The sequence below is a fragment of the Pedobacter sp. Hv1 genome (assembly GCF_001412215.1).
Taxonomy (GTDB): domain Bacteria; phylum Bacteroidota; class Bacteroidia; order Sphingobacteriales; family Sphingobacteriaceae; genus Pedobacter.
The window spans coordinates 1-22,720 of the sequence record NZ_LLWP01000009.1; the positions used below are offsets into that span (position 1 = coordinate 1).

Annotated in this window: 30 protein-coding genes; 16 read left to right on the forward strand and 14 right to left on the reverse strand. The window is 39.5% G+C overall.

Annotated elements, in window-relative coordinates; all coding sequences use genetic code 11:
• The 15 genes from AQF98_RS16135 to AQF98_RS16205 form a co-directional block, all read left to right on the forward strand.
• Positions 1 to 447, forward strand: a 447-nt coding sequence (locus AQF98_RS16135; RefSeq protein WP_152969743.1) for a TraG family conjugative transposon ATPase, incomplete at its 5' end; no start/stop codon positions are given.
• A gap of 26 nt (positions 448 to 473) precedes the next feature.
• Complete coding sequence (locus tag AQF98_RS16140) at positions 474 to 1,106, forward strand: DUF4141 domain-containing protein (RefSeq protein WP_019974899.1); 633 nt, start codon at positions 474 to 476, stop codon at positions 1,104 to 1,106.
• Between the two features lie 2 nt (positions 1,107 to 1,108).
• The gene (gene traJ, locus AQF98_RS16145) at positions 1,109 to 2,104 is read left to right on the forward strand and encodes a conjugative transposon protein TraJ (RefSeq protein WP_055133012.1); all 996 of its coding nucleotides are present in this window, start codon (positions 1,109 to 1,111) and stop codon (positions 2,102 to 2,104) included.
• Positions 2,105 to 2,125: 21 nt separating this feature from the next.
• A complete protein-coding gene (gene traK, locus AQF98_RS16150) occupies positions 2,126 to 2,749 on the forward strand; it encodes a conjugative transposon protein TraK (RefSeq protein ID WP_026357463.1) in 624 nt (207 codons plus the stop codon).
• A 12-nt stretch (positions 2,750 to 2,761) separates the two neighbouring features.
• Positions 2,762 to 3,190: a hypothetical protein gene (locus AQF98_RS16155; RefSeq protein ID WP_055133013.1), complete on the forward strand. Its 429-nt coding sequence runs from the start codon at positions 2,762 to 2,764 to the stop codon at positions 3,188 to 3,190.
• 19 nt (positions 3,191 to 3,209) lie between these two features.
• Positions 3,210 to 3,497, forward strand: coding sequence for a hypothetical protein (locus tag AQF98_RS16160; protein WP_019974903.1), 288 nt, complete (start codon positions 3,210 to 3,212; stop codon positions 3,495 to 3,497).
• Positions 3,484 to 4,818 (forward strand): conjugative transposon protein TraM, encoded by a 1,335-nt coding sequence (gene traM / locus AQF98_RS16165; protein WP_055133014.1) that lies wholly within the window; start codon positions 3,484 to 3,486, stop codon positions 4,816 to 4,818. The genes AQF98_RS16160 and traM overlap by 14 nt, the downstream gene beginning before the upstream one ends.
• A gap of 24 nt (positions 4,819 to 4,842) precedes the next feature.
• Positions 4,843 to 5,736 carry a conjugative transposon protein TraN gene (gene traN, locus AQF98_RS16170; protein WP_055133015.1) on the forward strand — a complete coding sequence of 298 codons (894 nt, stop codon included), beginning with the start codon at positions 4,843 to 4,845 and terminating at the stop codon, positions 5,734 to 5,736.
• Between the two features lie 21 nt (positions 5,737 to 5,757).
• Positions 5,758 to 6,318, forward strand: coding sequence for a conjugal transfer protein TraO (locus AQF98_RS16175; protein WP_055133016.1), 561 nt, complete (start codon positions 5,758 to 5,760; stop codon positions 6,316 to 6,318).
• A gap of 12 nt (positions 6,319 to 6,330) precedes the next feature.
• Entirely contained in the window at positions 6,331 to 6,780 is a 450-nt protein-coding gene (locus AQF98_RS21955) for a DUF3872 domain-containing protein (protein WP_034727225.1), read from the forward strand.
• A gap of 111 nt (positions 6,781 to 6,891) precedes the next feature.
• Positions 6,892 to 7,173 carry a hypothetical protein gene (locus AQF98_RS16185; RefSeq protein WP_019974907.1) on the forward strand — a complete coding sequence of 94 codons (282 nt, stop codon included), beginning with the start codon at positions 6,892 to 6,894 and terminating at the stop codon, positions 7,171 to 7,173.
• A gap of 84 nt (positions 7,174 to 7,257) precedes the next feature.
• The gene (locus tag AQF98_RS16190) at positions 7,258 to 8,547 is read left to right on the forward strand and encodes a hypothetical protein (protein ID WP_055133017.1); all 1,290 of its coding nucleotides are present in this window, start codon (positions 7,258 to 7,260) and stop codon (positions 8,545 to 8,547) included.
• Between the two features lie 170 nt (positions 8,548 to 8,717).
• On the forward strand, positions 8,718 to 9,029 hold the full coding sequence (locus tag AQF98_RS16195) for a helix-turn-helix domain-containing protein (RefSeq protein ID WP_019974909.1): 312 nt from the start codon (positions 8,718 to 8,720) through the stop codon (positions 9,027 to 9,029).
• Positions 9,010 to 9,309: a helix-turn-helix domain-containing protein gene (locus AQF98_RS16200; RefSeq protein WP_019974910.1), complete on the forward strand. Its 300-nt coding sequence runs from the start codon at positions 9,010 to 9,012 to the stop codon at positions 9,307 to 9,309. Before AQF98_RS16195 ends, AQF98_RS16200 begins: the two co-directional genes overlap by 20 nt.
• Positions 9,310 to 9,583: 274 nt before the next feature.
• Positions 9,584 to 10,033, forward strand: coding sequence for a response regulator transcription factor (locus tag AQF98_RS16205; protein WP_055133018.1), 450 nt, complete (start codon positions 9,584 to 9,586; stop codon positions 10,031 to 10,033).
• A gap of 278 nt (positions 10,034 to 10,311) precedes the next feature.
• On the opposite strand, the gene AQF98_RS16210 is transcribed toward AQF98_RS16205, so the two are convergent.
• The 14 genes from AQF98_RS16210 to AQF98_RS16280 form a co-directional block, all read right to left on the reverse strand.
• The gene (locus AQF98_RS16210; RefSeq protein WP_055133019.1) at positions 10,312 to 11,118 is read right to left on the reverse strand and encodes a PRTRC system ThiF family protein; all 807 of its coding nucleotides are present in this window, start codon (positions 11,116 to 11,118) and stop codon (positions 10,312 to 10,314) included.
• Positions 11,118 to 11,840, reverse strand: coding sequence for a PRTRC system protein B (locus AQF98_RS16215; RefSeq protein WP_055133020.1), 723 nt, complete (start codon positions 11,838 to 11,840; stop codon positions 11,118 to 11,120). Before AQF98_RS16215 ends, AQF98_RS16210 begins: the two co-directional genes overlap by 1 nt.
• Positions 11,837 to 13,003 (reverse strand): hypothetical protein, encoded by a 1,167-nt coding sequence (locus tag AQF98_RS16220; RefSeq protein WP_055133021.1) that lies wholly within the window; start codon positions 13,001 to 13,003, stop codon positions 11,837 to 11,839. The genes AQF98_RS16215 and AQF98_RS16220 overlap by 4 nt, the downstream gene beginning before the upstream one ends.
• A gap of 17 nt (positions 13,004 to 13,020) precedes the next feature.
• Positions 13,021 to 13,239 (reverse strand): PRTRC system protein C, encoded by a 219-nt coding sequence (locus AQF98_RS16225; RefSeq protein WP_055133022.1) that lies wholly within the window; start codon positions 13,237 to 13,239, stop codon positions 13,021 to 13,023.
• A gap of 18 nt (positions 13,240 to 13,257) precedes the next feature.
• The gene (locus AQF98_RS16230) at positions 13,258 to 13,866 is read right to left on the reverse strand and encodes a PRTRC system protein E (protein ID WP_055133023.1); all 609 of its coding nucleotides are present in this window, start codon (positions 13,864 to 13,866) and stop codon (positions 13,258 to 13,260) included.
• Between the two features lie 212 nt (positions 13,867 to 14,078).
• Entirely contained in the window at positions 14,079 to 14,285 is a 207-nt protein-coding gene (locus AQF98_RS16240) for a hypothetical protein (protein ID WP_055133024.1), read from the reverse strand.
• A gap of 51 nt (positions 14,286 to 14,336) precedes the next feature.
• Positions 14,337 to 15,410: a DUF932 domain-containing protein gene (locus tag AQF98_RS16245; protein ID WP_055133025.1), complete on the reverse strand. Its 1,074-nt coding sequence runs from the start codon at positions 15,408 to 15,410 to the stop codon at positions 14,337 to 14,339.
• Positions 15,411 to 15,454: 44 nt separating this feature from the next.
• A complete protein-coding gene (locus AQF98_RS16250; protein WP_055133026.1) occupies positions 15,455 to 15,847 on the reverse strand; it encodes a single-stranded DNA-binding protein in 393 nt (130 codons plus the stop codon).
• 420 nt (positions 15,848 to 16,267) lie between these two features.
• A complete protein-coding gene (locus AQF98_RS16255; RefSeq protein WP_019974921.1) occupies positions 16,268 to 17,518 on the reverse strand; it encodes a site-specific integrase in 1,251 nt (416 codons plus the stop codon).
• Positions 17,519 to 17,796: 278 nt separating this feature from the next.
• Positions 17,797 to 18,780 (reverse strand): 6-phosphofructokinase, encoded by a 984-nt coding sequence (pfkA, locus tag AQF98_RS16260; protein ID WP_055133027.1) that lies wholly within the window; start codon positions 18,778 to 18,780, stop codon positions 17,797 to 17,799.
• Positions 18,781 to 20,457 (reverse strand): protein-disulfide reductase DsbD, encoded by a 1,677-nt coding sequence (locus AQF98_RS16265; RefSeq protein ID WP_055133028.1) that lies wholly within the window; start codon positions 20,455 to 20,457, stop codon positions 18,781 to 18,783.
• A gap of 103 nt (positions 20,458 to 20,560) precedes the next feature.
• Positions 20,561 to 21,004, reverse strand: coding sequence for a protein-disulfide reductase DsbD domain-containing protein (locus AQF98_RS16270; protein ID WP_055133029.1), 444 nt, complete (start codon positions 21,002 to 21,004; stop codon positions 20,561 to 20,563).
• Positions 21,005 to 21,057: 53 nt separating this feature from the next.
• The gene (locus tag AQF98_RS16275; RefSeq protein ID WP_055133030.1) at positions 21,058 to 21,507 is read right to left on the reverse strand and encodes a protein-disulfide reductase DsbD domain-containing protein; all 450 of its coding nucleotides are present in this window, start codon (positions 21,505 to 21,507) and stop codon (positions 21,058 to 21,060) included.
• Positions 21,507 to 22,283: a biotin--[acetyl-CoA-carboxylase] ligase gene (locus tag AQF98_RS16280; RefSeq protein WP_055133031.1), complete on the reverse strand. Its 777-nt coding sequence runs from the start codon at positions 22,281 to 22,283 to the stop codon at positions 21,507 to 21,509. Before AQF98_RS16280 ends, AQF98_RS16275 begins: the two co-directional genes overlap by 1 nt.
• A gap of 44 nt (positions 22,284 to 22,327) precedes the next feature.
• On the opposite strand from AQF98_RS16280, the gene rsfS reads away from it, so the two are divergent.
• Complete coding sequence (gene rsfS / locus AQF98_RS16285; RefSeq protein ID WP_055133032.1) at positions 22,328 to 22,702, forward strand: ribosome silencing factor; 375 nt, start codon at positions 22,328 to 22,330, stop codon at positions 22,700 to 22,702.
• Positions 22,703 to 22,720 lie beyond the last annotated feature (18 nt).

Below are 22,720 nucleotides of genomic sequence, written 5' to 3' on the forward strand. Positions count from 1 at the left end.
AAGTATTTGTTTAAAACCGTACGTAAGTTTTTCGGAGAAGCGATTGTCGTAACGCAAGAGGTCGATGATATTATCCAATCACCCATCGTCAAAGAAAGTATCATCAATAATTCTGATTGCAAAATCCTCTTAGACCAACGCAAGTATATGAACAAGTTCGATGATATACAGGCAATGTTGGGGCTTACCGACAAAGAAAAAGGACAGGTACTTTCCATCAATATGAACAACGATGCAAGCCGACTTTACAAAGAGGTTTGGATTGGCTTAGGTGGTACGCACTCGGCAGTCTATGCCACCGAAGTTAGTTTGGAGGAATACCTCGCATACACCACCGAAGAAACCGAAAAAATGGAAGTGATGCAGCTTGCTTCCGAATTGGACGGTAACGTAGAACTCGCCATTAAGCATATCGCAATGCAAAGGCGTGACAAAGCAAATCAATAGTCATTAACATTTTAAAATTCATAAAAATGAAAAAGTTCCTTTTTATGGTGTGTACGGCACTAATGCTCGCCGTAGCACCGTCCGCAAAAGCACAATGGGTAGTAACCGACCCCACAAATCTGGCATCGGGTATTCTCAACAGTGCGAATGAAATCGTACAGACTTCTTCCACGGTATCCAATGTAATTAAAAATTTCAAGGAAGTGGAAAAGGTGTATAAACAGGGTAAGGAGTATTACGACAAGCTACAAGCTGTAAATAATCTTGTAAAAGATGCACGTAAGGTACAGCAGACTGTATTGCTTGTCGGTGACGTATCCGAAATGTATGTTACCAACTTCGGTAAGATGATGAACGACCCGAATTTTTCTGCACAGGAATTGGCAGCTATCAGCAATGGTTATTCGGCATTGCTGAATGAAAGTACCGAACTGCTGAAAGAACTCAAACAGATTGTAACCTCATCAAGCCTTTCGCTGAACGACAAAGAGCGTATGGATATTATTGATAGAGTGTACAAAGAAGTAAAGGAATACCACAGCTTGGTACGCTACTATACCAATAAGAATATCTCTGTAAGTATTCTAAGAGCAAAAAAGCAGAACAATACCAAAAGAGTGCTTGACCTCTATGGAACTCCTAACCAAAAATACTGGTAGTTATGGAATTTCAAAATCTTCACGAAGTCCTACGCTCATTATATGATGAGATGCTCCCACTGTCCGCCGATATGGCGGCAGTGGCTAAAGGGATAGCCGGATTGGGGGCTTTGTTCTATGTTGCCATAAAAGTATGGCAGGCTTTGAGCAGGGCTGAACCCATTGATATGTACCCCTTGCTCCGTCCTTTCGCTTTGGGGCTTTGCATTATGTTTTTCCCAACTATCGTATTGGGAACAATCAATGCCGTGTTAAGTCCGGTGGTACAGGGTACTCACACAATCCTCGAAAATCAGGTGCTTGACCTCAACGATTTGCAGGCGAAAAAAGACCTGTTGGAACGGGAAGCTATGCTACGAAATCCTGAAACAGCCTATCTCGTATCAAATGAGGAATTTGATAAAAAGCTCGAAGAATTGGGCTGGTCGCCCGGCGATTTGATTACGATGTCGGGAATGTATATGGATAGGTTTGCCTACCAAACCGAACAAGCTATTAAGAATTGGTTTCGCAATCTGTTAGAGGTACTGTTTCAGGCGGCAGCTTTGGTTATTGATACCATAAGGACGTTCTTTCTCATCGTCCTGTCCATACTCGGGCCGATAGCCTTTGCGATAAGCGTGTGGGACGGTTTTCAGTCCACGCTCACGCAATGGCTGACCCGATACGTCAGCGTTTACCTGTGGTTGCCCGTGGCAGACCTGTTCAGCTCTATGCTTGCCAAAATACAATCCCTCATTATCGAAAAGGATATAGCAATGCTTGCCGACCCGACCTATATACCCGACACATCCAATACCGTGTACATCATCTTTATGATAATCGGTATCGTGGGTTACTTCACTATCCCAACGGTAACAGGCTGGATTATTCAGGCAGGCGGTGCAGGAAACTTTACCCGTAACGTAAACCAAGCGGCAATGAAAACCGGAAATATCGCCGGAGCAGGAACAGGTTCGGCTGTTGGAAATATCGGTGGCAGGTTAATGGGGAAATAAAAACAATCAAATCATTTAAAAATGGAATTTAAAACATTAAGAAATATCGAAAACAGTTTTAGGCAAATACGGCTGTATGCCATTGTATTTGCCGTTCTCTGCCTAAGCGTGGTAGGATTTTCACTTTGGAAATCTTACAGCTTTGCAGACGAACAACGCCAAAAAATCTATGTGCTGGATAATGGAAAATCGTTGATGCTTGCCTTATCGCAAGATGCAAGTATCAACCGACCTGTGGAAGCAAGGGAGCACGTCAGACGTTTTCACGAGCTCTTTTTTACGCTTGCTCCCGACAAGAACGCTATCGAAAGCAATATGAGCAGGGCATTCAACCTTGCCGATAAATCAGCTTTTGATTATTACAAAGACCTGTCGGAAAAGGGTTATTACAGCAGGATTATTTCGGGGAATGTACAGCAACGCATTGAGGTGGATAGTGTCGTGTGCAATTTCGACACCTATCCGTATGCGGTGCGTACTTACGCCAAACAATTCATTATCCGTTCGAGCAACGTGACCAGGCGTAACCTGATTACTTCCTGCTATCTCGTGAACTCTGTCCGTTCGGACAACAACCCGCAAGGCTTCAACATCGAAAAGTTTGCAGTGATAGAAAACAGGGATATAGAAGTTATCGAACGCTAAAAAAACAATCTTATGGAAGCATTATCAGATTTAAACACGTTTGCAAAAATCCTTACCGATAAAGGATATAACGGCTATTTCCATACGCAGGGAGCGTATGCCGGAAAGTTGAAGAAAAGTATCGGCGAATACCTCGAAAACTGCCAAAAAGGTACAGATAGTTTGCCTAAACAGGACTTGTTGCTGACGGGCTACCTGCAATGGTCGGGCGAAGACAAGCCAAGTGTAGAATGCAGTATGTGGGTAAAATACCTGAACGGCAAATTCTCGCTCAACAGAATGGAGGTTACAAGGAAAGACCAATTTGGGCAACTGCTGAAAAAATCGGAACTGACAAACCTGTCTGTAATATCCGCACCCAAAGCGGTTGAGGCAGTCGCTTTGGTCAATGAAGAACCGAAGCAAAAGGCAGGTCAAAGTCCTAAGCGTTTCAAGCTATAACAACAGAAACAGTAAGGTTATGAAAAAACTAAGAGCAAATATGGACAGGTACTTTGACAAGCTGGACGAACGCTGGCGGGCATTGCCCTTGCGGAAACAGCACCAATACACACTTTACTTTTTTGTGGGGTATCTACTGCTTACGGCAGGGGTCATTTGCAAAGTATGGTACGATACCTCAAAGTCGGGTAACGATATGGTCATTGAGCATATCGAAAACCCTGTCCTCAAAAAAAGTGAAAGCCCTGCAAGATTGCAGGACACATTATCAACAATTCTAAAAAACAAGATTTATGAAAGAAAATGAGAACAAAAAGTCGGTTGTTCGGGTAACGGAAGGGAACCAGGCAGCAACCGCTGATGTACCGCAAGACGGTACACAGAACAAAGCCGAAAAGCTCAAAAAGCCGCTCATCTTTGGCTTAATGGGAATTGTCTTCGTAGGTTGTATGTACCTCATATTTAAACCATCCGCAGACAAAAAGGAAATCGAGAACATTGGGCTGAACGATGCAGTACCAGAGGCTACCGGAGCAGGAATGCCTGCCGACAAAGGCAAGGCTTATGAGTTGGAAATGCTGGAACGCAAAGAGCAAGAAAAACGCAATGCACTTACCACGCTTTCTGACTATTGGAATACTGAAGACAAAAAAGAGCCTAATGATGAATTTCCCGAAGAAGACGAAAGCAACAGCTATGGCGGTGGCAGAGGTTCGGGCAGAAACGGCAATCCGGCATTGAGCAGTTACCGCAATGCACAAAGCACATTGGGTTCATTTTATCAGGATAACAACTCTGAAACAACAGAACTCCGCAGGCAATTGGACGAACTAAAAGAACAATTAGCCGAGAAAGATGTGCCTAAATCTGTAACCGTTGATGACCAGCTTGCCCTAATGGAGAAATCCTACCAGATGGCGGCAAAGTATCTGCCAACGGGTACAAATTCGACAGAAGTTCCACCTGCTAAGGATGCAGGTACGGCTACCGCAGGTTCAACTCAAAAGGAGCATTTTGTGGCATTCACACCTACAAGAAAGAACACCGTTTCCGCTTTGTATCGTGAGCCTACGGACAGTGCCTTTTTAGCCGATTGGAGCGAAACAAGAAACCGGGGCTTTTATACCGCAGGTTCTATTGAGCAAACGGCACAACCGAAAAACAGTATCAAAGCCTGTGTACACGATGCGCAAACGGTTATCGGCGAAACAGGGGTACGATTGCGATTGTTAGAGCCAGCCCAAACGCCTCAACGTACCATTCCGAAAGGAACGATTGTAACAGCTAATGCCAAATTTCAGGGAGGTCGATTACAGCTAAAGATTACCTCCGTAGAATTAGAGGGCAACATCATTCCGGTTGATATAACCATTTACGATTTGGACGGACAGCAAGGCTTGTACGTTCCGTATTCGCCGGAAATGAACGCCCTTACCGAAATGGCGGGCAATATGAGCCAGACTTCGGGAACAAGCATAATGCTCACGCAGAATGCAGGACAACAGGTTGCTGCTGATTTAAGCCGTGGCGTGGTACAGGGTGTTTCGGGCTATTTCACAAAAAAGGTGAGAACCCCAAAGGTTACGCTAAAAGCAGGGCATCAGGTCTTCCTTGTATCTAAAAAATAATGTTGAACTCAAATAAATAAAACAATGAAAAATCATTTAAAAATCTTTTGGGCATTTGCCCTGATACTCGGCTTTGCCGTACAGTCTTACGCACAGGATAGTGCAAGAACTAAACTTGCATTGGGCAAGATAGAACCGTATAAAATGGAAGTGACCTACGATAAAACTTCGCACCTGATTTTCCCGACTGCCATTCGTTACGTGGATTTGGGTAGCGAATACCTGATTGCAGGGAAAGCGGAAGATGCGGAAAACGTGTTGCGTGTAAAAGCATCGGTAAGGGATTTTGAACCCGAAACCAATTTTTCTGTCATTACCAATGACGGGCGTTTTTACAGCTTCAATGTGTATTACAGTTCCTATCCGGAGGCAATGAGCTATGACCTGCTCACGATGCAAAAGGCAGTAGATAAAGCCAATGGTAACGATGTGCTTTTTGAAGAATTGGGCAACAATTCTCCGTCATTGGCAGGCTTGCTGTTGGAAACGATTTACAAGAAAGACAAACGTATTGTAAAGCATATCGGGGCTAAGAGCTTCGGTATTCAGTTTATCCTCAAAGGCATTTACATACACAACGGCAAATACTATTTCCATACGGAATTGAGAAACCGTACCAATGTGCCATTTCAGATTGATTTTGTGAATTTCAAGGTAGTGGATAAAAAGGTAGCCAAACGTACCGTAGTACAGGAACGCCCGATGATACCGCTTAGGACTTACAAGCCACTGGACGACATTGCCGGAAAAACAATCGAACAAAACGTCTTCCTGTTAGACCAATTTACCATTGCCGATGACAAGGTACTGCTGATTGAGATTTTCGAGAAAAACGGAGGCAGGCATCAAACGCTCCAGATAGAAAATTCCGACTTAATCAAAGCCCGTTTGATTAACGATATGCACCTGAAATTTTAATAACCTTTTAAAGTAAATAATATGAAAAAGTATATCTATACCGTGATGCTCATCTTTATGGCCATCACGGTCACACAGGCACAAAGAATGTTACCTAAACAGAAAGGATTGGAAGTGAGTACGGGTGTGCTGTCCAATGATAAAATCGGTAACGATTATTATATCAATGTAGCAATGACCGTAAACGGCAAAAATGGTAACTATCAGCTTTGGGCGTTGGAATACACTCATCAATACCACGATTATAAAGCCCTCCGCATACCGCAGGAAACTTATACCGCAGAGGGCGGTTACAGCTTCTTCCTCTTGGGCGATGCCCGTAAGAACATCACGCTGAACTTCGGAATAACAGGTGTAGTCGGTTACGAAAGTATCAACCGTGGCGAAGCAATGTTGTATGACGGAGCAAAAATTTTGAGCGAGGATAATTTTATCTACGGAGCTGGTGGACGGCTCACATTTGAAACGTACCTGTCCGACCGTTTTGTGTTAGTCCTGCAAGGGCGTACAAAGGTTTTGTGGGGTACAGACTTGGAACAGTTCCGACCGTCCGCAGGCGTGGGATTAAGGTTTAATTTTTAAAACGTAAAAACAATGATAGCAATATTCAATAAATTCAGGATAGGATTAAGCTCAATATATGTACTCTTGGCAATCCTCACAGCTTCGGTTACGTTGGTATCTTGTAGCAAAGACGATGAACTCGAAATACAGAACGATTTCCCTTTTGAGGTCAAAGTAATGCCTGTACCCAAAGATGTTGCCAGTGGGCAGACCGTAGAGATACGGATTACCATACAGCGAACAGGCAATTACAGCAATACGCAATATTTTCTCCGCTACTTCCAATTTGACGGTCAAGGCACATTGCGGTATTATGACGAACCACCGTATTTGCCAAACGATTTGTATTCGTTGCCAACGGAGCAGTTCCGGTTGTATTACACTTCGTCATCTACCGTATCACAATCCTTTGAGGTTTGGATTTCGGATAACTTCGGTAACGAAAAGCAGTTGAGCTTTCAGTTCAACAGTAGTGATTAATGCTACTTATATAAAAGCAAAACCGACTGTTACAGGTCGGTTTTTTGCTTTTCAGCTTTCGGTGTACGTTGTTTTTTGTTTAAATTTACTTGAATTATAATCTTAACGGGTATGGATACAGTTACGGCTCAATTGGTGTTTGGTATTATTGTTATCGTTATTGCGATAGTGCTTATTTATTGGATAAACCGCAGGAAATTTTACAGGCGTAATGGTATGGGTGCAGAGGGATTTTCGAGTTTTGAAGCATCTGTATTTACCCGTTTTATAGAACGTATCGGCAAATGGATTGCCTATGCTTTAATTGTTGTCGGTATTGTCTGTATATGGACTTACAGCCAAATGAAAAAGGAAAAGGAACTGCAAAAAGTGGAGATACAAAACCCTCGATAATCAATCTGCTCATTCAAGTTGCCACTTAAGATATTTGTATAATTTTGTAGTATCTTAAACAGCTTTAGGCAAAATATAATTTGAATGAAACTACGAATTGAAAATTGGATTGATAATAATAATTTTTCAGAAGATGTAAATGTACTATTTACAGATGCCGTTACTTGCTATAAAGCTGGAGCGAATAGAGCCTCATTATTATTTTCATATTTGGCTTTTCTGACGATACTGAAGGAAAGAATAATTGGAGGAACTAAACCAAACTTATTTCCCCAAGGGGAATGGGACAAAATAATCTCAAAATTACAAAATGAAGACTTGTGGGAAGCAAGTGTATTTGATGCAACTCAACAACAAGAAAAAACTGACCAGACTACAAAAGAACGCACTAAAGACCCAATATTTAACCTTAATGACAATCTACGATTACAAATAAAATATTGGAAAGATAGAAGGAATGACTGCGCTCATTACAAGGATAATATTATAGACACTTTTCATATTGAGGCTTTTTGGGCATTTATAGAGAGTAATATGTCCAAAATAACAATAGAGGGTGGAATGCAATCTCTGATAAATAAAATTCATAAACATTTTGACCCAACTATTACTCCACCGGATAAAGACATTTCTCCATTAATTCAAGAGATTGAATTTTCAGTAGAAAGGTCAAAATTGAAACATTTTTGGGAAGCATTATTAAATAATGGAGAATGGGATTTCGACTTATCTATAAGGAAACAGGAACTAATTAGTAAAAGTTTAGAGGTAAATAAAGGTTTTGTAAACGATAGTTTGATTGCTATTGTCAAAGCCAATAAGTATTATTTAAAAGACTTTCTGTCGAACCATCCTGATAAAATTTTGAGCTTTAATTTTAATGAGGAAGAAGTCCGAAAATTTTGGAAAACACAATTAACTTCTTGCAACAACATTTTAGGATTATATACTTCTTTTTTAAGAAATGGTTTAATCCCACAAAATGAAATAGCAGAAGCAAATAAAACTATATTAAATGCTATAAGAGAATATTCTCCAACCATCAATGAGCATCAGATATTATCAGGAAATGGCATCTTAGATACTTTTAAACAAGTGATTTTAAACAACATTAGTTTTATTGGGTATAAGTCATATTTATGGGTAAACGATAGAGCTGATATTATTTCCGGAATAATCAAAAATTGCCCGTCCGATAAGGATATAATTATGAGATTAGTTGAGCACTATAATCAACGAGATAATTCTGATTGGTTATTGGAAAGATTTAATAATATATTTATTGATGGTAGTACCATTACCATTGAATATAAAAATATTTTGCAAACTGATAATGTAGAGATACCAGAGAAATTAAAAAAATACTTTGCTTAAATATTGTGAATAAGCAATATCAAATCGGATAGCCAAAAGGTTATCCGATTTTTTGTTTACAGAGGTAGTAAACCGCCAAACACTACCTTTCAACGCCAATCAATACTACATTTTCCAACCCTGTAACACCCCTTAATATCTTCGACTTCCACAGAAAAAATGAGCAAAAAATGGAAGTTATCGCAATACAAAAATCCGCATTGGACGGAATGAAAAATGAGCTAAGGGAAATTTTGGAAATGACCGAAAATGCTGTACGGAAATACACGCCGATTTTCAAAGAAGAGCAATGGCTCGACAACCAGGAAGTGTGTTTGATGATGAACATTACCAAACGGACTTTGCAGACCTATAAGGACAAAGGCTTATTGCCATATTCCAAACTGAACCGCAAGAATTATTATAAACGCTCGGACGTACAGGCTTTACTCGAAGCCGGACAGCCGTACAATACCAACGACAATGGATTTACTGACGAATGAAACGGAAGAAATCATCGCCCATCAGGAAATGATAATGCAGTTGAGAAACCGTATTGAAGAAATATTGAAAAACTACCGTCCTGTAATGAACGGAGAAATATACTTGTCGGGCGAAGATGTATGCAAGCTGCTCCATATCAGCAAACGGACTTTACAGCAATACCGTGACGATAATATCCTGCCGTTTATACAAATTGGGGGCAAGATAATCTATAAGGAAAGTGATATTCTGACCGTCTTAGAACAGAACTATATAGCCAATGACAGACATTGCTTGTAATTAATTTTGTTCTGACTATGTTTCAACGGAAGGACTTTAGTATATTTGCTATGTAAAATATAACAATACTTAAAGTGTTTTTGCTTTAGGTCTTGGTACTGAAAACTGGTAATTTTTTGTATCCCCAAGACAATAAGTAAGAACGCTCACGTCATAGGCGTGGGCGCTCGCTTATTCGGGGATTAAGGCGTACCAGTGCCTCAGTATCGGTAAGTGTGGTTGCCTGCGCTTCTTTTTTTTGTGCAGGGCTACATCAACTCAAAAAAGTAATGATATGGAAACTGGTACAGCACAAAAAAAAATTACCCTCGCCTTTATCAATGATAAAAGCCCGATTTTGGATTTGACCTGCAACGACCTCGCTGCTTCAGGAATTGAAGTATCGTTCCGCTCTGAAAACATTGAAGACGGACTATCCCAATTATCAGCATTAAAAACACTCCCCAACGTTTGTATTATTGACCTTGATTTTTACAATAAGAATGTGCTGGCACAGCTTCAAGAATTGAGAACACAATATCCAACCATTAACCTGATTGCACATAATGATATTGATGCAGAAAAAGCCGTAAAACCTCTTTTGGAAATTGGTTTTACAGGTTATTTGCTCATTGGTAGCGATACGGACGATTTTAAAAAAGCTATTGATGTTGTTACCAATGGCGGAAGATATTTTAGTGTGGGAGTAGCGGAAATTGCACAGGAATATTTCAGTAATAAGTAACGTTCCGATTATAATAGTATAAAATATCTGTTCTAATCAAGCGGCGTTCTTTTGCTTCTTTTCTTTGGTCGCTTATGTGAAAAGAAAAGAAGTCATTGCATACCTAATCATTGGGATAATGAATATCCCACACAATAATGTCGCAACCTGTTTGGTAAAAGGTAGAGAAAGGAAATTGTGTAGCGGTGCATTTTGACAAAGGGGTTGCACCGATTTGATGCAAAAAGACTGTCCCGACCATCGGGAGGATCTGTCTTTTTGCCGCCCGACTTTTCGGGTCAGGCGACTTTTATCGGGTGGGTGCGGAAATCTTTCAGATTGTGAAAAAATCCTTTGTATTCAGTCATTCCCCTGCGAAATAAGTTCCACAGCAAAGAACAACCCATTTGGGTTAATGAGGAATTGATAAACAAGTCCTGGTGTTCCAACGCTTCGGCAAGTGAGCAACTTGGCGTGTTATCCTCTTGTTCGGATTGCTTCAGCAATTCGCCAAATTCATCGGTAACAAATGGCAGGCTTGCCACCGTTTGGTATTTCTCTGAATTGGGTTGCTTTATCTCTCCGATAGTAGATAGTAGCACTTGTCCTGTATCTTGGCTGTTGCCAAAATCCAACCAATATTTCGGCTCATCTTGGTAGTGTCTGCGGTAACTTATTTCTTTAAGAATTTCAGCAACGCCAAACCTCGCCTGTACATTGTCCACACAAGTAATAGTAATGATTGCCCTTGCTTTTTCGGGTATTCTGCCAAACTTGTCCTTTTCAAATTTTACCGTTTCGGCTTTCCAATTTGTACCGATGCAACGATTGATACGGTTTATCAATGCAACCGATTTGTACAATCCTGTTTCACTTTCAAAAAAACGCTGTCTGCCTAAATTGGCACTCGTGATAACATCATCATCCCAAAGGCGGACTTGCAACCCTGCGTGTCCCAACGCTATCAAGCTCTCGTTTATTTCCATTAAAGCGGTCAATACTTTTGAGCCTGTGCCACCTGCCCCGATAAGGTTTACCGAAATTGGGTTTGTCGGATTGAGCAGATAATTGTCCGTAAAATGGATTGCTGTTTTTGCTGTATTCATCACAATAGATTTTTAAGGGTTTTGTTATTCTTTTTTAATACTTCTTTCGGAAAAGGTTTATCAGTATTGATAAGGTCTTTCCAAAGGTTTACAATGTTTTTTTTCGTGAGGTTCTCGCATAATGAATGGCTGAAATAGGAATTGAAAAAATAATGTTCCCACGCCTGTATAAATTCCTCAACCGAAGTCGAATTTTTAATGTCAATACTAACAGTACCCATACATACATTGCCCTTTTCATAGATATTGAAGAAAGGAACGTAATGCAATGGCGTTTTCTCGGTGGGTCTTCTGTCGTTTGCCAAAGCAAATACAGTAAGACTGCTTTTGCTCGCTAACCAAAGCATTGGCGGTACTTGTGCCTTTCCGTTGGGTATGCCCAAACTATCTACAAAATACAGTTGCCTTTGCTTTGATTTGGTGTACCAAAGTACCGCACCATTTTCTGCACTCTGATTGATATGCAAAATGTTTGTCGGCAAAATTCCCTTTGGCTTTAAAAAGGCTTTATTCTTTTCTTCATCGGTCTGTAAAGCCATTGATAATACGTTGGCTTCTTTTACTGTCAATGGGTGGGCATTGGTAGGCGTTCCGTTGCTATCCATATCGAAATGCTCCACGTACATTGCTGTATCTGTTCCTTTGGTTTCATAGAAAACCAAAGCGGATTTTGGATAGTACAATGTGCCGAAATCTTTGGTTATGTTGTTTATGGTGTTCATTTTTCTGTTGTTTTATAGTCATACAATAGAGTGCATAGGTCGTCCAATAAGGTAAACAGGCGGTTTTCAAAATCAAGGTTGTTTGTCTTTATTTTGCTTCCGTCAAAGGCTTTGCAAATGGTCGGTTCTTCCAATACTCCGCACTCGTTAAACTCGTTGTTGATGCTTTCTTTAAGGCTTTCATATAACCAACCTTTGGTATCGGAAATAAAAGAGATATACTTTTCCATTCCGATTGCTTCATTTTCGTAATCATCATTATAGGGGTCTTCTTCGGGCAATGGTGCATTTCTGAAAATGGTTGCGTTCGGATATTCCGTATAAAGGACAAAAGCATTACAAGCTATCTGCCAACATTCCCTGTCGAATGTATCAAGGCTTTTAAATCGGCTCAAACGCTGTTCAAATACCTTTAGATTGATACGGTTAAATAGCTTTTGTTCTATATTGTCGCCAATATATTCGGCATTTCTCAACTCACTTTTATACGTTTCGGTTTCGTCTGTTTCATCATCCTGTTCTACCCAATCTTTATGCGTTTCATACAACCAATACAAATAGCTGTCTTCCTGCCTGTAATACGGTACATCGGCAATATGGTACAGATAACTGCATACCGATAAAAGTACCTGTGCGGTCTTTTTACGTTTCGGGTCTTTGAGCATTTTAAAGAGTGGTGCAATAGGAATATAATACAAGGTTGTACCTACATTATACCTTTCCTCGCTCACAAAAAAGGTTTTCTTACTATCCTGTACCAATTTGAAACTATCCCAATTTATGTTGGTACGTTTTACTTTGGTTTCCATATCCCACATAGACAATGTTATATTGTATGGAAAATCAAAATCTTTGGTCTGCATTGGCTCAATGCTGTAATGTTCAGCAAGTCGGGAAAGGGACTTGTAAAAATCCCTCTCCGTTTTCTGACAAGCCTGTACGGATTGTGCTATTTTCAGTTTAGGCAGAAACGTACACTTTAGAATACCATTGGTAGCATTGCTATTGGTACGGATTTCTGTTTGTCTTTCTGCACTTGGTTTGCGTCCTTTGGTCTTTGTAGCCAATTTGCGAACTCGCCCAACTGTCGGTGTAACTGCTGTTGTCGTTTCTGTTCGGGTATGCTGATTGTTCCCGATATGATATTGCGTTGCATAATTCATCGTTTTATAATTTTTGTTTAACCTTTCGTACCCATTACGCTTTCAAATTTGTACTCTACCGCATCATCTTTGATTTGCGGTGCGGATGCTTTTGCTGTTGTCAAAATCGGGTACATATTGGCGTAAAAATTCATTACGGCTTCCACGCTCCAACGTGGTTCTGGGTCGGTCAGTCTGATGTCCTGTCCTTTATCATTGAGGATAAATACTCGCTCTAATTGGGTTGCTAATAACATAATGGTCGTTTTTAAGTGTTAATACTGTTCTTCTTCGTCCGCTTCATCAATAGGATAATCGGCAGTAACTTCTTCCTCTTTTTGCGGTTCGGGTTTTGCTTCTTCCATTGCCCCGAAAAGGCTTGGTGTGGCAAACTTGTCGGACAATGATGTTTTACGCTTGCGTATCTCGTCCGCTTTTTCGGGGAACTCCGTTATATCGGGTACTTTCATCCACGCATCACGGAACTTGCCCTCTTTCTCCAACTCGTCAGCCTTTGCCATAGCATCTTTAAACTTCTTGTCTTTGGCTTCTTTTTCCTTTTTCTCCTTTTCGGCTTTTTCTTTCTCGATTGCCGATTGCTTTTTAACTTCTTCCAATTGCTTTAAGAATTTCTCCATATCCACCATTAAGCCCGATACCTTTTGTATAGGTGTGGTTATCTGCTCAAAAAATCCCTCGTCAAACTCTTGGGGCGTGGCGTTAAATGTCAATGGGGGAATACCGTTTTTGGCACTATCTCCGCATTGTTCGTTGTTGAGCAATACTGTTACGATTAAGTTGCTTTCTATTCCTTTTGAAATGTTCAGTTGTAAAACTCCTGTAAAGTCCAACTGCTGTATCTGATTGAAAAAATTTGTGTTCATTGTTCTAAAATTTTAAAGTTTCGTCTAATCGTTTTTTGATTGTTGTCAGTTTCTCAAACATATCCGTCCAATAGGCTTTTAGCTTTTTGTCGAACTCTGAAAAACTTTTGTCCTCGTGTCGGTACTCTTTATATTGCCTTGCCATTTTAATGGCTTCTTTAAGGTTCGTTATCTCAATGGGGCAACCGTTCAAATCTGTTACTTGCATAGCTTTATGAGTGTGGTTTTTCAGCGGTATAAACTCCATTTTCATAATAGCCAAATAGCTGTTCCCAAAGTCGTATTAGGCTATTGGTATCTACATAGAAATACTCGGTTCTACTGCAATAGATGATGTAAATAGCTTCGTCTTTGTATTGTGTTTCAAGGCTCTTGTCTTTAGCCATACTTTTTGCTTCCTCTATTGTTTTTGCTTTCATATCCGTTGTTTTATAAGGCTACCACCGATTAAGGCGGTAGCCTGTTGTTATTTAATTAAGGTTTAGGATTTCCGCACCATCTAAGGCAAAATCACTACACAATTCAAATGCTTTTTGTGATTTGAGTTGGGCAGTACCACCCAATACAATACTTTGCAACTTGGCTTCATCGTTCTTGTAATTTCTCACGTTCTGATAGTACCCTGTCACAGCATTATACGCTCCGAACAACGTGCCTTTGGTAGTGTCCATTTGCTGTGTATCGTTTATCATCGCATAAGCAAAAGCATCCTCAACGGTGTTTTTGAACACGGTGGAAATTTCATCATCCGCACCTTTTTTGATTAGGTCAAGCGTTTCTTTATTTGGGCAAAGTGCCAACTGTATTAGCTTTCTTACCTCTCGGTCTGTTACCTTTACTTTTGCCCATTCGTTGAAAATGCCCTCTAATTGGTTGCTCAATGTGTTGGCAAGTCCCATAATCTTGTGAGCATTCTCGATACGTTGTTTTGCCCCCGAAGTGTGCTTGATACGGACTACATTGGTCATACTGCGTAACGAAGCGTTTAAGGTGTTTTGACAAACAATTCTGATAGGCGTAAATGCGGCTGTAATACTTCCGCTACCATCGTGCGAAGTGGTTAGGAAAATGTACTTTTCTGTTACATCATCGCCATTACCTACACGGATATAGTCGGGCAATTTGGCTGTGATAAAAATGCGTTCTCCGTTGCCTAACGCTCCTGCGGTTTCGTATAAAATCCCCTCGCCACCACCTACAATAGCATCAAAGAAATTAAAGGCTTCACGGTTTTGTACTATGTGGTAATCCTTGCCGACTACGCCCAATACTGCGTTGTTATCGGTGCGTATGTTGGCGAAATAGTTAGGTACTTCCAATTCGCTACTGCCTATCTCTATGCCGTTGGCAGTTTCGATAATGCCCGAACCTTTTGTAAATAGTGGGGATTTTATGACTTCGTAATCTAACCCTGCGTATTTGATAGCTTCCTCGCTTGTCGGGTATTGCTCCACGATTTGCCCCAAGTTGTGCCACGCTTTTTTTTGAACGCTGAAAAATGAATAACGCCCTGTTCTCTCGTTGAAATTGATATTATGTGCCATAATGCTTAAAATTTTGATGTTAAAAAATGATTGAATACTCGTTGTTAAAATGGGAGGTCGTCATCTACTCCCTGTGTTGTAAATCCGTTGCTTTCAGATTGTGCAGTAGCCTGTATGGTTTCGGCTCTCCTGCCTCCTGCAAGCGGTTTGAAGTCAGAGGTATGAAAGTTCAAACCTGCCTTTGCTTCTCCGTCTTTGCCTACCCACGCTCTTGTGCTTACCCTGCCAGTCACTTCTACCAATAGACCTTTGGTGAGTATCTTCACTGCGTTCGGGGTTCTCCAATATGAGCAGTCGAAATAGGCGGTTTGCTCCACTCGTTCGCCCTGTTTGGTTTTGTAGCTGTCGTTTACCGCTACTGAAAAGTTTACTACTTGTTTTCCGTTTGACGTTGTGCGTACTTCCGCATCCCTTGTCAGTCTTCCTGTGATGTTCATAATCGTCCTGTTTTAAAAGTTGTACATTTTGTTACGTTCGCTTTTCTCGTTTCCTGCTTCCTGTTGTGGTTTGCTCCGCTTCGCTTCGCATAATTTTTTCCAAAAGAAAAACCGGAAAAAAGAAAGCAGATAATCCAAGCGGGCAACAGCGAAGACCAAGAAAAAAAATGATTTAATGGGGGTTCCTTTAGGGGGAAACCGTTCATTCATTTTTTTTATTGGTGGGTGGGTGCGGTGGCTGCCCGCTATAACTTAGCTGCCTTTTTACCGGTTGATTGTGGAAATATTCTGTTCTAATTTTTATGGAATAAATGACCAGGCTATGAGAGCCTGAAATAGAGGTTGGAATAATCGAAAAGTAAGGGCATAAAAAAAGCAGAACCGTTAAGTTCTGCTCTGTAGTGAAGTAATAAAAGTTAATCAGATTGCGGCTAAAAATGCTTCTTCCATAGCCTGAAATTTTGGGGCAACTAAATCCATATCCTTACTGATTTTTTGGCTTGTGATTTTGGCGTAAATCTGTGTGGTGGAAATATTTTTATGCCCCATCATTTTGCTAAGGCTTTCAAGCGGTACGCCCTCGGTCAAAAACATTGTGGCGAATGTGTGACGGGCGGTGTGGAATGTAACTTTCTGTTCTGTAACAATACTCGCTTCCTCAATAAGTTTACCTATATGCGTGTTGCAAGTCGCATTGGATGGCATTGGGAATACAAAATCATTTCTTGTAACTCCACGATATTTCTCAATGATGCGTTTGGGGATTTCCAAAAGACGGACGTTGGAGGCAACATCTGATTTCTTCCTCCTGCTGATTATCCATTGGTGTCCATCAAAGAAAGACTGGATATTGCTCCATTTCAGTTTCTTAATATCAATGTAAGAAAGCCCTGTAAAGCAACTGAAAATAAAAAGGTCTTTTACAAGTTCATATCGGGGCTTAGATGGTTTCAGGAGCATTAAAGTTTCCACATCCTCTTTTAAAAGGTAGCTGCGGTCGGTTTCTTCCATACTGATTTCATAATCTTCAAAAGGATTATCCCGTATCAAGCCTTTCTTGATAGCCAATTCTGCCAAAGCAATAACTGGCATTGTGTAAACCCAAACCGTATTATGGGTACATTCCTTATCAATGCGAAGAAAGAAATCAAACTCACGGATAAAATCAGAAGTGAGTTCTCGGAAAGCCATATCGTCACGATGGTAACGCTCCCTTATAAATTCGCTAAGGTGATTGTAAACAGTGTTGTACTTGCTATATGTGCTTTGAGAGCGTTTTCCCTTAGCGACCATTTTTTCAAAGTCTTCGTTTTGGTCTTTAAAGACTTTTAGTACGGCATCTTCCATTACACCAACACCTAAAAACGAGAGCTTTACTTTTTGGGCGGTTGCAAACCCCTCGTGCTTCAGCATATCTTCGTAAATCTTGTCGATACGTCCACGTATGTTATCCAATTTTTGGTTAACGCTCAAAGCGGTGGCACTCTTTCCCTCAACTCTTCCGTATTTTAAATCCCAATTATTAGGATTGATTTCTAACTTTGTTCCGAAAGTTTTAGGTGTTCCATCAATGGTAATACGTGCCATAATTGGTGCATTACCGTTCTTTTTCAGTTCGTTCTTTTTCAGGTAGAAAAGCAGTTTGAACGTGGACTTTTTTGTCTGTTCCATAACTCAAATGTTTAATGTTTAAAATTAAATTACATTGAGTTACAAGGGAATATAAAAATGGGTGCAAAAGACTGAAATATAATCAGTTAAGCTATATCATTACCGTTATCAATCGGTAACGAATTAGTAACCTAACCTTGTGTTTTCACGACCAAAACCTATCAGACACCGAGTTCCAAACTAAGACTACTGTTTTATAAAGCATTGTATAGCAACGGGTTTAATCGTTTTGCTTATTTTTGCTTTTTACTAATCTTTTTTTATAAAAATGCTTTAAACTATAGAGAAAGAATCTCTACCAGTTTTAACCATGCCGGAGTTATCTTTTCGGCATCAATGTGTTTAATGGCATGAGAGAAGGGAGTGAAAATAATTTCCCGATTAACCTGCCCGGCCATTACATCTGTTTTACCTGCCATAAGCCCTTCTACGGCAGCCACACCTAAGCGACTGGCCAAAACCCTATCCATACAGCTTGGTTTTCCTCCACGTTGAATATGGCCCAAAACCGAAATACGGATGTCGTATTTTGGGAACTTGACTTTTAGCGCTTCGCCAACATTGTAGGCACCACCTGCCTCATCTCCTTCGGCAATGATGATAATTTTAGAGGCCTTGTCTTTACGCCCATTTTCTATTCTGGTTACCAGATCTTCAACTCCCATTTTGGCTTCTGGAATCATGATGGCTTCTGCTCCTACGCCAATTCCACTTCTTAAGGCAATTAGGCCAGAATCGCGTCCCATTACTTCAACAATGAATAAACGGTCGTGAGATTCTGCTGTATCTCTAATTTTGTCAACCGCATTTACAACGGTGTTAATGGCCGTATCGTAACCGATGGTAAAGTCGGTTCCTTCCAAATCGTTATCAATAGTTCCGGGAAGTCCAATTACAGGAAAATTAAATTCCCTCGAAAATAGGTCTGCCCCGGTAAAAGTTCCATCACCACCAATTACCACTAGGGCGTCAATGTCGCTTTCTACTAAATTTTTGTGGGCCAATGCTCTGCCCTCTTTGGTTCTAAAAGCATCGCTGCGGGCCGTTTTTAAAATGGTTCCACCACGTTGGATAATGTTGGCTACAGATTTTCCGTCCATAGGCATGAAGTCGGCATTGATTAATCCTTCATAACCTCTTAAAATACCCGTTACTTTTAAATTATGGTATAAACTGGCCCTAACTACAGCCCTAATTGCGGCATTCATGCCTGGCGAATCGCCGCCAGAGGTTAATACCCCGATATTCTTAATTTCGCTCATTTATTTTTTTTGCTTGGCAAACTCAGCTAATCCTTTATCTAAGTAAGCTAAATACTTATCTATATCATATTCGACACCAATTGGTGGCGAAACCAACTCTTGTCCCTCTGTTCCTAAAAGGACATAATAAGGTTGAGAAATCGTGTTGAATTTTTCAGCTTGCAAATGTTGGAATTTTTTCCCGACAGTATTTACTGTAGTTTTTAAAACTTTCGAATTGAATTGTTCGGCTTCTGGAAGAGTGGTTTTATCATCAGTATATAGTGAAACAACAATGTAATCTTCTTTCAATTTCTTAAGTACTCTTGGATCAGACCAAACCTTAGCCTCCATTTCTCTACAGTTTACACAACCATGCCCAGTAAAGTCTAAAAATAGAGGTTTATTTACTGTTTTTGAATAAGCCAATGCTTCTTCATAGTCAAAAAAGCCATCAATGCCGTGAGGGATGTGCAAAAATTCGCTGTATTTTCTTTTAGTATGGACATCTGTTTTTGTCGGTGTTGAATTTCCACCTTCGGTTAACACAAAATCTTGGGTAGATAAAGGAGGAACCAATGAACTTACCGCTTTTAATGGAGCGCCCCATAAACCAGGAATTAAATAAACAGCAAAAACAAAACTTGCCGTCGCAATAAATAATCGAGGCACAGAAACATAGGCTAAATCACTGTCATGAGAAAATTTAATCTTTCCTAATAAATAGACGCCCAAAAGTATAGCTAAAACGATCCAAATAGCTAAGAAAACTTCTCTATCTAAAATGCCCCAATGGTAAGCCAGATCTGCTGTTGACAAAAACTTTAATGATAATCCCAGCTCTAAAAACCCTAGAACAACCTTAATAGAATTTAACCATCCACCAGATTTTGGTAAACCAGTCATTAAGCTTGGAAATATGGCAAACATGGTAAATATCAATGCAAGAGACAGTGAAAAACCAAACATTACCACAATTGGGGTAAGTAAGTCAGTATTAATTGCAACCAACGATGTCCCAATAAGAGGCCCAGTACAAGAAAAAGAAACAACCGCTAATGTTGCGGCCATAAAAAAGATACCACCAAGACCTTTAGAGTCTGATTTTGCATCTAACTTGTTTACAAATGAGCTCGGCAAGGTAATTTCGAAAGCACCCAAAAATGAAACTCCAAAAATAATAAGGATGATAAAGATGAAGATATTAAAAAAACCGTCGGTAGAGATTTGATTCAAGGCACTTGCTCCCCAAATTAATGTAATGATTACACCTAGTGCAACATAGATTACAATAATGGAAAGGCCATAAATAACAGCACTTTTTATCCCTTTAGCCTTACTTTCAGCCCTTTTCGTAAAAAAGCCTACAGTTAATGGTACCATTGGAAATATACAAGGCAAAAAGAAAGCAGCGATCCCAGCAAGGAGGCCAAGGCCAAAAGTAACCCATAGAGACACGGGTTTAGCTGCTTCTTTATCGTTTACAGTTGGCGAAATAGTTTTGGCGGTATCAACCTGTGAAGCAGGTTTAACTTTACTATTAGCAAGGCTATCTTCTGCAGAACCAACTGTGGTAAAGCCATCATCTGTTGATGCGTTAGCGGTGGTATCGGCCTGTAACTTTAAGGCAAAACTCTTGTTGGGTTGGATGAACCAAAAAATACTGATTAAAAAGATCAGTAAACTTATTTTCTTCATGTTTGTAGATTTAAAAATGCAGTGAAAATAAACATTATTTTTTATTTAAGCCGAGCGCTTCTTTTTATCGTGGTTTATTTTACTTTGAGTAGATATAATTAACTTATTTGATCGGGATACTAAAAGAAATGGCATCAGAAGGAAGACATTGTTTGTCATTACAGGCCATAAACTCTACCATACCTTTAATTGTTGTGGTAGATTTATTCAATTTTACCTTTTGTGTAAAGGTTACTTCTTTTTCAAAGTAAGTCAAGTTTGTTTTGAGGATCTGATCGTATTTTGAGATCGGTTTTGGTTCGATAGTTTGACCAAGCAATACAAAATCTTTAGAAGGCGTAAACGTAAATGTGGTTTTGGCAGGTATACCCTTCACATGTAAAGAATAAATATGCCATTTTTCGCTCATGGTAGCCTTTAAATATAAAATGGCTTCTGTTTTACTGGTTCTTTTCGCTTTGTAAGACCATGTTACAGGTTGCTCTAATTGCGCAAAAGCACTTGAACCAATAAAAACGAGCGAAATAAAAAGGAGGATTTTTTTCATGACTAAAAATAAAAAAAGCTCCCATAAGGAGCTTTTCTATGGGTTTTGATCAACTATTTGATTGGAATACTAAATTCTACATCAGCTGGAGGTAAGCATGATTTCTCATTACATACCGAATAATTTACACTTCCTTTAATCACCGTGGTACCTTTGTTCAATTTTACCTTTTGTTTAAAAATTACGTCATTTTCAAAATAGGCTACATCCATTTTAAAGGTCTTTTCGTATTTCGAAATTGGTTTAGGCTCAGCTGTTTTGCCAACCAAAGTAAAATCTTTTGATGGTTTAAAAGTAATTTCAGTTTTATTTGGGCCACCCGGTTTAAGGGTTTGAGAGTAGATGTGCCATCCCTCATCAATACTTGCTTTAATGTATACTTCAGCTTCTGTTTTGCTAATTTTTGTTGCTTTATAAGACCAAGTTACCGGATTTTCAAGTTGTGCAAATGCGGCTACACTGCTAAAAAAAACTAGGGTTAAAATTAAGGTTATTCTTTTCATTATTTTGGGTTTAAAAATTCTATTTCTTTAAAGTTATATTGGTTTGTTTCGTTGTCTCTTAATATATTGAGCAAGCCCGTGTCTGTTACTCCGGTAATCATTCCTTCAAAAACTTCGCCATTTTGGCGGAACAGCGCTAACTCATTAATTCTATACAGCTTATCAACGTAATTTTTAGTCAAAAATGTATAATTACCTGCTTTAAGTTGTAAATATAAACTTTCTATTTGACTGCAAATCTCTGCCAATAATTTTTGCAAATTAACATTTTCTTGTAAAATTTGATAGATAGAAGTCGCTTTTGTACTTAATTCTTCTGGAAAAGTTGTCTGATTAACGTTCAAACCAATACCAATTATGGCATTTTTAATGGTGGTACCAACAATTGAATTTTCTATCAGTACCCCCCCTAATTTTTGATTCTTATAATAGATATCATTAGGCCATTTTACACTTAACCCCTCAGGTAAATAAACACGCAAAGCATTGTTTATGGCAATGCTAATGGCCATATTTAACAAAAATTGTTTGTTTAAAGGTAAAAAGCTTGGCCTCAATAAAAGACTGAAAGTTAAATTTTTCCCGGGTTCTGCATGCCAGCTGTTTTCTTGTTGTCCTCTTCCGGCAAACTGATCTTCTGCCATAATTACAGTTCCTTCTGGTAATGGCTCGGATTTTGACAGTAAATTCTTCAAAAAGTTATTAGTAGAATCAACCGCTAATAAATTGATAAGATTTTGACCAACAAATAATGTTGAAAAAGTGTTATTTTGCAAGTGTTGATTTTATATTTGTTGTTGATCAAAATTAAAAAAATTTAATGGTAAAAAAGAAAACCGCAAACCTTTCTACATACCTCTCAGAAATAGCTATTCAAGGCATCCAAGAAAAAAAAGGACACGACATTGTGCGTTTAGATTTGAGAGAACTGAATAGTTCTGTTTCCGATTATTTTGTTGTTTGCAATGCAGATTCTTCTACACAGGTAAAGGCAATTGCCGATAGTGTTGAAGATGAAATATATAAATTAACACAAACCCACCCTTGGCGAAAAGAAGGTTTAGACAATGCCGAATGGATCATCCTAGATTATTTTGATGTTGTCGTTCATATTTTTAGAACCGAAAAACGAGATTTTTACGGAATTGAAGACCTATGGGGCGATGCAGAAACCACAACCTATAAAAGTGCCTGAGCCAATTATTAATACAGA